The following is a 10,628-nucleotide window of genomic DNA, read 5'->3' as shown; positions in this document are numbered from 1 at the left end:
TGTCGCTATATACGTCCCACACATCAAAACTGTCAACGCTAAAATAGCAAAAATATCAAAGTTTCTTTCCACAGGGAAAACCCAACAATTTTACCAAACATTAATCATCCAGACCAGCGCGATTCTGTCCAATCAATCAAAACAACCCAAAACCAATCCACCACCAAACACTCATATATATACCCGACAGCAGTCTGAACCAAACAGATCAAAACCAGCCCCAGTGGAATCTCACATGATCGAGTTTCGCCTTGATTAAATACCAACCGGTTGGTATGTTATATCGAGGGAGATTAGAAATGGCAAGAAAGCAGAACCCTTCGACAAAGCCGAACATGCTGGATGCGGCGCTGACCGTCGTCCGGATGAAAGGCTATGCCGCCACTACAGTCGACGACATCTGTAGGGAAGCTGGGCTTTCGAAGGGAGCCTTCTTTCATCACTTTTCCAGCAAGGAAGATTTGGCTGTTGCCGCTGCTGATTATTGGTCTGAAACCACCGCTGCGTTTTTCGCCGTAGCGCCCTATCATGAATCTGTCGATCCGCTGGATCGTGTTCTCGCCTATGTCACGTTCAGAAAGGAACTGATCCAGGGCGCGCTGCCAGAATTTACCTGCCTTGTCGGGACAATGGCGCAGGAAGCTTACAGCACCAGCCCGGCCATTCAAAAAGCATGCTGGGAAAGCATTGCAGGGCACGCCGATACTTTGGTGACTGATATACAGGCTGCCATGGAACAACACGGCACCCCTCGCGACTTTACGGCTGAAAGCCTCGCGCTACATACTCAGGCTGTCATTCAAGGTGCTTTTATTCTCGCCAAAGCGAGCGGCGACCCACAGCGCGCCGTGGAAAGCATCGACCATCTCTATCGATATCTGGAATTACTTTTCAACCAAACGACGGTCATCCAGACCGATCAAGCAGGGCTATAGGGAGGAAACCATGCCTAGCACCATTCGCCTACACCGTGTCATTGCCGCCAAACCTGAGAAGGTCTACCGCGCATTCGTTGAACCGGATGCAATTGCAAGCTGGATACCACCATACGGGTTCTTGTGCACAGTACACGAAATGAACGCCAAGGTCGGTGGTGGCCATAAAATGTCGTTCCGCAATTTCACAACAGGAGAATCGCATTCCTTTGGTGGCACCTATGTCGAGCTCATCCCCGGAGAACGACTTATTTATACAGATAAGTTCGACGATCCCAATCTGCTCGGCGAAATGAAGGTGACGATTGATCTGAAAGCCATATCAGTCGGCACCGAAATCACCATCACGCAGGAAGGCGTCCCTGACATCATTCCTGCTGAAGCTTGCTATCTTGGCTGGCAGGATTCGCTGGAGAAGCTGAAAAAGCTGGTCGAGCCCGAAATCAGCCAGTGATTTGAGCGCATTCATCTGAAAATGGTACTGTACCGTCCAGTTTCCTTGGGAAGCGACGGTACAGGTTGCTCTGATCGTCAATAGCTATGCGCTCGTGTTTGGGTCTGCGACGCAGCAAAAACCTCAGCTACCCAGTCGACAAAGACACGAACGCACAATGCGAGGTGTCTCGATGATGGATAGAGAACAAAAACTGGTACAGATTCGCTGCGATAGTCCGCGAGCACTTCCTGTAATACACCGTCCTGAATTAATGGCATTGCGAGGTAATCCGCGATGCGGATCAGCCCATGGCCATTAAGAGCACATTCTACATATGCTGCTGTGTCATTCACACTGAGTGCATTGTCCAAAGTTACCAATAACTCCTCACCCTGCTGGCTAAATGCCCAAACGTCACGGAATTCAGAACCATTCTGAAAATAGCCAACAATTCGATGACCGGCGAGATCATCGGGCAATGTCGGCCTTCCATAACCATCCAGATATGCCTTTGAGCCACACACAATCCAGGAGAAGGTACCAATTCTCCGGCTCACCAGCGTCGAATCATCCAGAAGACCCGTTCTGATCACACAGTCGACGCCCTCCCGGACCAGATCGACGCGCCGATCGCTGATACCAAGCGCTATCTGAATCGCCGGATAGCGACTGGTAAATTCCGATAGCTTGGGGAGGATCACCGATGAGGCGATGGAATTGGGCATATCAACGCGAATGCGCCCTGCAGGGTTGTCGAGATTGCTGCCCAGAGAATACTCTATGGCTTTAATCTCATTTAAAACGACGCGACCTCTCTCGTAATAAGCGCGTCCGTCTTCGGTCAGGTTGAACTGCCGTGAGGATCGCTGAATGAGTCGGGACCCCAGATAGGTTTCGAGTTGTTTGATCGCCATGCTGACCGCAGACTTTTGGAGCGATAAGGTTTCTGCCGCTTTGGTCATGCTGCCAGCCTCAACAACCCGTACGAAAATTTCCATCGCTCGCAAACGATCCATCAGCACATCTCCATAAGGCAGCAGTTTTGGTCGTAACACCAATTGCTCTGGCGCCTTAGTTCAATATCTTTGAACCAAACTGTCAATACCACGGCAATTGGCATGCTGTTTCCAGAACATTAGATCTGCACTCATCTTCCCCACCGTTACGAATTCGTGAGGTTATATGAGTGATACTGAATTTTATGAGCCCAAATCGGCCCCAAATGGATGGCTGGCAGTATGGGCTATCGCATTTTGCGGTGCCGTTTTCTGTACTACAGAATTCTTACCAGTTGGCATTCTGCGCTACATCAGCAACGATCTTGGTATCTCTGAAGGCACAGCCGGTCTGATGATGACGGTGCCGGGCATTCTGGCGGCACTGGCTGGCCCTCTCGTTACGCTTGGAATTGGAAAAGCAGATCGACGAAAGATTCTCTGGTTCCTAACGGCCTTGCTGATCATTGCAAATGTTATGGCTATGTTTGCCACCAGCTTCACAATGATTCTGATTGGTCGCCTTTTGTTTGGGATTGGGCTTGGCGGCTTCTGGGCCATTGGTGTGGGTATTGCCAGCCGTCTGGTACCTCGGCAATCGGTCGGACGCGCCACGTCGGTGATCTTCACTGCCATATCAATCGGCCTACTTGTGGGAGGCCCGGCTGGATCATTTATCGGAGAGATATTTGGCTGGCGCTACACATTCGGGCTGGCAGCTATTCTGTCAGCAATCGCAATTGTGTTCCTGTTCCTGACGCTCCCGCCGTTACGTGTCAGCCTATCTGTCAAAGTGTCAGACTTCACGCAAATCCTGCTGACACAGAACGGACTGGTCGGTGTCGTAGCGATGCTTCTCGTCATTATCGCTCAGTTCGCGACATACACCTACATTACGGCATTCCTGAGCGAGCAAGCTGGTTTCAGTGGCACCGCGATCTCCGCTATGCTGCTGGCTTATACTCTGGTTGGCATGGCCGGGAATTTTGCGGGAGGTGCGGCCTCGGATAAAAACGTAAAAGCTACGTTGTTATCAGGCATTGCTCTCCTTCAATTGTCTATCGCATTCATGCCCGGTTTAAGTAGCAGCGTAACGCTCGTTACAATCCTTATAGGCGTATGGGGCTTTGCATATGGCGTCATTCCAATTGCCCTGCAAATTTGGATGATTAAAGCAGCTCCCAATGCTCATGAGGGCGGAACCGCTTTATATGTCACAAACTTTCAAACCTCGATCGCACTCGGCTCGTTTCTGGGCGGCGTTATTATTGACCGCTCCGGCCTGTCATGGGTGATGTATTTTGGTGCGGCTGCAGCAGCGCTATCATTCATCGCAATTCTGTTACTGGCAAAAACTGATCAACACACCCAAAAACGAGCATGATCACCAAGCTGGAGCGGTTCAATTCTAACTGAAAGCGCGCGAGATCCTGGCGATCATTCCTAAAGCAAGTAATCTTTCCAGAGCGAGGCTGAAAGCCTGTTCGACAGGCAATCCAAACTCGCTCTGTTCGCCTGAAATCAGCTTAATGTTGCGACGCCATTCACCATTGCATCTCGCCCGTCACGACCTTGGCACTCAGCTCAAGAACGCTCTCCGAGCCAAGATCAGGAAATCGCTGCTTCATAGCAGCGGTTAACTCCGCTGAATTCTTGACCTTGGCCGCCTCTTCCTGAAAAACGCGAATGTAGTTCTCGGTGAAATCCACTGAATGCAAGTCTTGTGCTGCACCGGGCATAAAGTGTCCGGGCACCACGACCTCAGGCTTTAACGCGCGTATATTCTCAAGTGTTGCCAGCCAATTGGCCTGTGCCTGAGGAGTGCGTGCATCAGCCATGAATAAGTGTCTGCCCCCGTGAACGGGTATACCGCCCAACACGGTCTTAATCGACGGAATCCAAACATAGCTGCGATCTGGTTCCGGCCCATCCAGCCCCATAATCTTCAGGGACTGACCTTCCAGCGTCAGCGTATCTCCATCTAAAGGTTGCGGCAGCACGATACGCTTGGGAGCGTTTTCGCCCAGCTTCGGGCCCCAGACCTTCAGCTTTTCTTCATACGTCCTTTGAATGCGTGCAATGGTCTGCGGCGTAGCGAGGATCTGCGCGTCTGGAAAGGCGTCCTGCAGAACATTCAGACCGAAATAAAAGTCTGGATCGCCATGGCTGATATAGATGGTTACCAGTCGTTTGCCGGAAGCCTTGACCAAGTCCACGAGTTTGTTTGCATCAGCTGCCGAGAATTGTGCATCGACGAGGATCGCATCCTGCTTACCTTCAATCAACTCGGATGCCACAGGGAACATCGCCTTCGGCCCTGGATTGAATACTTCAACCCGCAAGCCCTCTTCATGTGATTGAGCGGTCGAAGTGGTTTGAGCTGCGGCATTACTTGTTAAGGTTGCCAAACCGGACCCTAAGGTCAATGCGGCAAAGGCTCCGAAGGCAACAAAAGAACGTAAAGAACAAAATGCGGTCATGATGAACATACCTGGCAACAATTGAGGATAGGCCTGACGACATATGAGCGCGATCAATATTTCGATGCAAAATCAGGCGCATACAACGTCACGACACGGTGGGGCGAACTGTTCAGCTTGTGAGAGCATAAGGCGATCAAACTCTGAGAGGGCGCTTGGTGTCGAGCTTGATCGCAACTGAGTGATGTGCAGCCCTCTGATCTACCAAAATCTGGCAATGGGGCCGATGCAACGCTGCATCAAAACATCGTATTCTTGTTGCTGGCGCTGTCTGGAACTTTCTGAATAACATCCCAATGCTCAACTATTTTGCCGTTATCCACGCGGAAGATATCGACAATGGCCACGCCAGGATCGTTGGCATTTTCCTTCGAATTCACGTGAATGAACACCAGATCCCCATCTGTCGCACTTCTGACAATACGTGATGTGGCTTCTGGATTATCCTTGAAACGTTGGGTGAAAAAACTAACGAATGCCTCTTTGCCGTCCGGCACATTGGGGTTGTGCTGAATATACTGATCGACAATGACCTCGGAGTATTTCTCAACTTCGTGTTTGTTGAACACTCCATCATAGAACTCCAGGACCACCGAGCGATTGCTTTCTTCTTTTGCAATATCGCGCGTTGTTTCAGATGCCGCTGTTGGCACAAGAGATGCAGGAGATAACGAAATGGCCCCGATTAGACCCACAACTACAGCCGACTGGATGTAACCCTTCAACATACTGAACCTCTTTCGTTTACTTTTTAAGTCAACTCCCGCCAAAGACGGAGAAAACTGCTCACTGCTTCGTTCATTAATTTCTGATTGAGTTCCGCATCAGAACTTGCCGTTCCAAGCAGAAGACGCGGAAATAAAAAACCACTGATACTGCCGAGAAACAGCATGGCCTGCAGTTCCGGATGTGTCACATGCAAATCGCCGATCAACGTCCGCCTTTCAAGGTAACTGGTCAGCTTTCCAAGAACCTGACCGGTCTGCTCCGATTTCAAACTCATCCCAACTTCGGGCATCTCCTCAACTGTCTGAATCATGGCACGTTGGAGTTTGGCCATTTCCAGTTCAAGAAAATTGTCCGCAACGACACGTGCGATGACAGGCAGCAGGATTTCAGGCTCCGCATCCCACGGCGCCATATCGAGCCGCGCACGGATTTTCTCACGTATATCGTCAAAGGCAGCCCTTAGCAGAACCTGCTTGCTGCCATATCGATTATAAAGCGTCTGGCGTGTGAGCCCCGCTTCAGCTGCCACCAACTCAAGACTGACACTAGAACCGTGCTCAGTCAGCATCTTCCGCGTCGCATCCAAAATTGACGCGGTGCTTACACTCATTCTTCCGTCCATGTCCCCCCCCCTGAGGCTACGGCTAGCACTGCTCCAATGAAGAAAGAGCCATTGGAATACCGCTATCTAACTGTTTTTATGCATGTCTTTGCCCCAAACTGGTCCCTGCTGTTGGGAGACATGCTCTTGCTGCGACATTACAGCCTTTTAATTTTACTTTACTGTAAAGTCAAGTATCGTGGAGGCCAAATTAGTCCCCCAGGCCTCTCAGCCCGGACCCAATAAAAGGCTTCCATATGAAACCCATAACCCGAGGAATACTGGCGCTTACATTGGGGGTAGCGGCAATCGCGGTCTTCATTCTATGGCAGGGAGGATTAAATGACACAGCCGCTAACGCACCTGCCGTAGCAAGCACACCCACCCCAACAAATGCAGTTATTGTCGAAGCGGCAGCCGTGGAAACACGGAACCTGGATAAGCTGCTCTCTGCTGTGGGGACACTGCGCGCCAAGGAATCGGTCACGCTTGCCTCGGAAATCGCCGGCAGAGTAGATAAGATCTTCTTTGAGGAAGGGCACAGGGTCGAAGCTGGTGCAGTTCTATTCCAGCTGGACACCTCGATTTTGAATGCCTCGGTACAGTCCGCCAACGCAGCACACGAACTTGCGCGTTCCACATTTGAACGAACAGAATCCCTTTCAAAACGTGGCATCAGCGCGACGCAAACACTCGATGAAGCTCAAGCCAATCTGCATAGCACCGAAGCAGCACTTGCTCTGGCACAAGCACAGCTTGATCAGGCCTCAATCAAGGCGCCGTTTAATGGCGTGATTGGCCTGCGTTCTGTCAGCGTCGGCGCGTATGTGACCGCCGGTTCCAGCAATCTGGCAAAACTCGATCAGATCGATCCGCTCGTTGCGGAATTTACACTGCCGGAAGTGGCTCTCGTCGACGTCTCTGTGGGGCAAACAGTCTCCATAACAACCGACGCCCTCCCCGGTCAGCCTTTCTCGGGTTCCATCTACGCTATTGAACCTTCCATCGACGAAGTCGGCCGTTCGATTCGCCTGCGCGCTTTGATCGAAAATCCGGAGCTGAAGCTTCGCCCGGGTCTTTTCGTACGCGTAGAAGTCACAGCGGGCACCAAAGCAGACACAATGCTGGTGCCGGAAAGCGCTATCGTTCCAAGCGGTACAAGCCAGAACGTTTACCGCATCAATGCCGACAGTACCGTCGACATCGTCCCGGTTTCACTTGGCCAAAGGCTGGATGGAAAAGTCGAAATACTCAATGGGCTGGACAACGACGACCGCGTGGTTACCGCCGGTCAGCAAAAATTGCAGGCCGGTAGCAAAGTCCAGGAACAGACAGTGGAGGGTTCGCTCTGATGTCTTTATGGGAAATATGCGTTCGCAGGCCGGTGCTTGCTACAGTCCTTAGTCTCATTCTCGTGTTGCTCGGTATCGTATCCTATGAGCGCCTGACCACACGCGAATATCCAGATGTCGAAGAACCGACAGTATCCGTCTCCACAACCTATGCTGGAGCAAATGCGGAAATCATTGAAAGCCAGGTTACACAGGTTCTGGAAACTCAGCTTTCCGGCATCGCCGGCATTGATGTTGTCACATCAACCAGCCGTGCGGAAACCAGTGCTATCACCGTTAGATTCACGCTTGGCACCGATCCGGAGGTGGCGGCAGCGGAAGTGCGAGATCGCGTATCTCGCGCTCGACGCAATTTACCTGACGAAATCGATGAACCGATTGTCGCCAAGGTAGAAGCAGATGCGCAGCCCATCATGTATGTCGCGTTCACGAGTGATGCCCAAACAAGCCTTGAAATTACGGATACGCTTAACCGCACAGTCGTTGACAGAATCCAGAACCTGCCCGGCGTCTCGGAAGCCCGCATCCTCGGTGCACGTGAATACGCAATGCGTGTATGGATCGATGCACGCAAGCTTGCCGGTTTCGGCCTTACTGTTCAGGATGTGGAAACCGCTCTCTCGAGCCAGAATGTCGAAGTGCCTGCCGGTCGCATCGAAAGTCAGGATCGGGAATTTACGCTGCTTGCCAACACTGCACTTTCAACACCGGAAGAGTTCGCCGACATCATTATCAATGTCGTGAACGGCTATCCGGTTCGCTTGCGTGATATCGGAAGGACCGAACTCGGCGCTGCGGACGAAAGACAGGCCACCACCAAACAGGGCCAAACCGCGGTTTCCATTGGTGTTGTGAAGCAGGCAACCGCCAATCCGCTGGATGTGGCAAACAACGTACGCGCTGTACTCCCCACCATTCAGGAGAGTTTGCCACAAGGCATGCAAGCCGAAATCACCTATGACAGCTCTATCTTCATTGATCGTTCCATTGAAGCTGTGTTTCACACGATCGGCGAAGCAATCATCCTCGTCATTCTGGTAATTTTCTTTTTCCTCCGCTCCATCCGCGCCAGCCTTATCCCGATTGTCACGATACCTGTATCGCTGATCACAACACTCGCGATCATGTTCGCCTTCGGTTTCAGCATCAATACACTAACCTTGCTTGCTCTGGTTCTGGCCATCGGCCTTGTCGTCGACGACGCCATCGTCGTTCTGGAGAATGTGCATCGACGTATTGAAGAAGGAGAGACACCACTTCATGCTGCCATCGCAGGAACGGGCGAGATCGCATTCGCCGTCATCGCGATGACACTGACCCTTGCTGCCGTTTACATCCCCATAGCCTTCACGGAGGGCAGAACCGGGCAGCTCTTCATTGAGTTTGCATTGACCCTTGCAGGCGCGGTGATTGTCTCGGGCTTCGTGGCACTGACGCTCACACCGATGATGTGCGCTAAGCTATTGCGTCACAATGAAAAGCAAAATCGCATTTCAAGAGCATTGGAAACTTTTCTTAACCGGCTCAATGAAAGCTACCGGCGCGTGCTCGTTCATGCCATGCGCAACAGATGGATCGTGCTTGTGGGCGCAGCGTCCACGGCCGTTCTTGCGGGCTTTCTGTATGTCAATCTGCCGAGCGAATTGGCACCTATTGAGGATCGCGGCGTCGTTAGAATAGCCGGTACAGCTCCCGAAGGCTCTACTCTTCAATTTACAGAACGTTACGGCAAGATCACTCAAGACATTATGGCGGATATTCCCGAGATAAGCACTTATTTCTCGGTTTATGGTTTTCCGCAAGTCACCAATTTTGGGGCCTTCGGATTGCTCAAGGACTGGGACGAACGCGAGCGCAGCCAGCAGGAAATCATTCAGTCCATTGGCCCGCAGATAAGTGCAATTCCGGGTGTACGCGCCTTTGCCTTCAATATGCCATCACTGACGACCGCCCGCGGCGGCGGTGCCGGTGCCAACAACCCTGTCCAGTTCGTTGTGCAATCATCGTCCAGCTTTGAGGATCTCAACCGGCTGGTGACCGATTTTGTCGCCAAAATTCGGGAAAATCCCGGCCTGACCAATGTCGAATCCAACCTCGATCTGAACAAGCCGCGCATGGAAATCAACATGAACCGGGAAAAAATCCGGGAGGCGGGCTTGCAGGTTTCCGACGTCGGCCAGACGCTTGAAACGATGTTCGGTAGCCGTCAGGTCACACGTATCGATCGCGATGGTGAACAATCTGACGTTCTCGTACAACTCGACGCACAGGATAGAAGCACGCCAGATTCCATCAATCTGGTAAACATGCGTGGCTCTTCAGGACAACTTATCCCTTTGTCGAACCTCGTAACTGTGAAGGAAAGTGTCGAGCCTGCAAACCTCTATCGTTTCAACAGATTGCGGTCTGCCACTGTCAGCGCGGGACTTGCTCCCGGCTATTCTCTCGGCGAAGCTCTGACCTATCTGGAAACGGCTGCCGGAGAGAGCTTCCCTTCTTATGCTCAATACGATCTGGAAGGTGAATCCCGCGATTTCAGAAACTCGAATTCGAGCATTCTGTTTGTGTTCGGGCTTGCTATCCTCTTCATCTATCTGGTTTTGGCTGCACAGTTTGAAAGCTTCATCAGCCCATTTATCATTCTTCTGACAGTACCACTGTCGATTGCAGGTGCTTTGCTCGCCCTGTGGTTTGCGGGCGCCAGTATGAACGTCTACAGTCAGATCGGGCTGGTCACACTGGTCGGGCTCATCACAAAACACGGTATTCTAATCGTGGAATTTGCGAACCACATGCGCGATGAAGGCCACGACATTGCGGAATCTGTCATGGAAGCCGCCGTAATGCGCCTTCGCCCTATCCTGATGACAACAGGTGCAATGGTGCTGGGTGCCGTTCCTCTTGCCATCGCCACAGGTGCGGGGGCCCAAAGCCGTCAGGCAATTGGTTGGGTCATTGTCGGAGGCATGTCCTTCGGAACATTACTAACCCTGTTTGTGGTACCTGTCGTCTACAGTCTTGTGACGACTAAAAAGACCAAAACGAGCACTTCGCTTGCTGAGCAGGCTTTGTGAAAATGGCGGACTGTGTTCCTCGCGGA

General features: G+C 51.7%; 10 protein-coding genes. 6 read left to right on the top strand and 4 right to left on the bottom strand.

Annotated elements, in window-relative coordinates; genetic code table 11:
• The 3 genes from CEV32_RS23790 to CEV32_RS01695 form a co-directional block, all read left to right on the top strand.
• Positions 1 to 259: hypothetical protein (locus tag CEV32_RS23790; protein WP_208620777.1), on the top strand; the 259-nt coding region annotated here is incomplete at its 5' end.
• A gap of 40 nt (positions 260 to 299) precedes the next feature.
• Positions 300 to 935: a TetR/AcrR family transcriptional regulator gene (locus CEV32_RS01700; protein WP_094573701.1), complete on the top strand. Its 636-nt coding sequence runs from the start codon at positions 300 to 302 to the stop codon at positions 933 to 935.
• A 10-nt stretch (positions 936 to 945) separates the two neighbouring features.
• Positions 946 to 1,389, top strand: coding sequence for an SRPBCC family protein (locus tag CEV32_RS01695; RefSeq protein ID WP_094573700.1), 444 nt, complete (start codon positions 946 to 948; stop codon positions 1,387 to 1,389).
• Positions 1,390 to 1,466: 77 nt separating this feature from the next.
• On the opposite strand, the gene CEV32_RS01690 is transcribed toward CEV32_RS01695, so the two are convergent.
• Positions 1,467 to 2,387 (bottom strand): LysR family transcriptional regulator, encoded by a 921-nt coding sequence (locus tag CEV32_RS01690; RefSeq protein ID WP_094573699.1) that lies wholly within the window; start codon positions 2,385 to 2,387, stop codon positions 1,467 to 1,469.
• 166 nt (positions 2,388 to 2,553) lie between these two features.
• Here CEV32_RS01690 and CEV32_RS01685 point away from each other — a divergent pair, with 166 nt between their 5' ends.
• Entirely contained in the window at positions 2,554 to 3,750 is a 1,197-nt protein-coding gene (locus CEV32_RS01685) for an MFS transporter (protein WP_094573698.1), read from the top strand.
• A gap of 160 nt (positions 3,751 to 3,910) precedes the next feature.
• On the opposite strand, the gene CEV32_RS01680 is transcribed toward CEV32_RS01685, so the two are convergent.
• The 3 genes from CEV32_RS01680 to CEV32_RS01670 all read right to left on the bottom strand — a co-directional run bounded on the left by CEV32_RS01680 (position 3,911) and on the right by CEV32_RS01670 (position 6,185).
• Positions 3,911 to 4,855 (bottom strand): MBL fold metallo-hydrolase, encoded by a 945-nt coding sequence (locus CEV32_RS01680; RefSeq protein ID WP_208620776.1) that lies wholly within the window; start codon positions 4,853 to 4,855, stop codon positions 3,911 to 3,913.
• A gap of 230 nt (positions 4,856 to 5,085) precedes the next feature.
• A complete protein-coding gene (locus CEV32_RS01675) occupies positions 5,086 to 5,574 on the bottom strand; it encodes a nuclear transport factor 2 family protein (RefSeq protein ID WP_094573697.1) in 489 nt (162 codons plus the stop codon).
• A gap of 23 nt (positions 5,575 to 5,597) precedes the next feature.
• Positions 5,598 to 6,185 (bottom strand): TetR/AcrR family transcriptional regulator, encoded by a 588-nt coding sequence (locus CEV32_RS01670; RefSeq protein WP_167382717.1) that lies wholly within the window; start codon positions 6,183 to 6,185, stop codon positions 5,598 to 5,600.
• 248 nt (positions 6,186 to 6,433) lie between these two features.
• On the opposite strand from CEV32_RS01670, the gene CEV32_RS01665 reads away from it, so the two are divergent.
• On the top strand, positions 6,434 to 7,528 hold the full coding sequence (locus tag CEV32_RS01665) for an efflux RND transporter periplasmic adaptor subunit (RefSeq protein WP_094573695.1): 1,095 nt from the start codon (positions 6,434 to 6,436) through the stop codon (positions 7,526 to 7,528).
• Positions 7,528 to 10,602, top strand: a complete 3,075-nt coding sequence (locus tag CEV32_RS01660) for an efflux RND transporter permease subunit (protein ID WP_094573694.1) — start codon at positions 7,528 to 7,530, stop codon at positions 10,600 to 10,602. Before CEV32_RS01665 ends, CEV32_RS01660 begins: the two co-directional genes overlap by 1 nt.
• Positions 10,603 to 10,628 lie beyond the last annotated feature (26 nt).

This window comes from Brucella rhizosphaerae (assembly GCF_002252475.1).
Lineage (GTDB): Bacteria > Pseudomonadota > Alphaproteobacteria > Rhizobiales > Rhizobiaceae > Brucella > Brucella rhizosphaerae.
This window is presented reverse-complemented; position numbering and strand designations above follow the sequence as displayed.

Coding starts and splice junctions, on each gene's coding strand:
- CEV32_RS01695 (WP_094573700.1), top strand. CDS start 946: ATGCCTAGCACCATTCGCCTACACCGTGTCATTGCCGCCAAACCTGAG.
- CEV32_RS01680 (WP_208620776.1), bottom strand. CDS start 4,855: ATGTTCATCATGACCGCATTTTGTTCTTTACGTTCTTTTGTTGCCTTC.
- CEV32_RS01675 (WP_094573697.1), bottom strand. CDS start 5,574: ATGTTGAAGGGTTACATCCAGTCGGCTGTAGTTGTGGGTCTAATCGGG.
- CEV32_RS01700 (WP_094573701.1), top strand. CDS start 300: ATGGCAAGAAAGCAGAACCCTTCGACAAAGCCGAACATGCTGGATGCG.
- CEV32_RS01670 (WP_167382717.1), bottom strand. CDS start 6,185: ATGAGTGTAAGCACCGCGTCAATTTTGGATGCGACGCGGAAGATGCTG.
- CEV32_RS01685 (WP_094573698.1), top strand. CDS start 2,554: ATGAGTGATACTGAATTTTATGAGCCCAAATCGGCCCCAAATGGATGG.
- CEV32_RS01665 (WP_094573695.1), top strand. CDS start 6,434: ATGAAACCCATAACCCGAGGAATACTGGCGCTTACATTGGGGGTAGCG.
- CEV32_RS01660 (WP_094573694.1), top strand. CDS start 7,528: ATGTCTTTATGGGAAATATGCGTTCGCAGGCCGGTGCTTGCTACAGTC.
- CEV32_RS01690 (WP_094573699.1), bottom strand. CDS start 2,387: ATGGATCGTTTGCGAGCGATGGAAATTTTCGTACGGGTTGTTGAGGCT.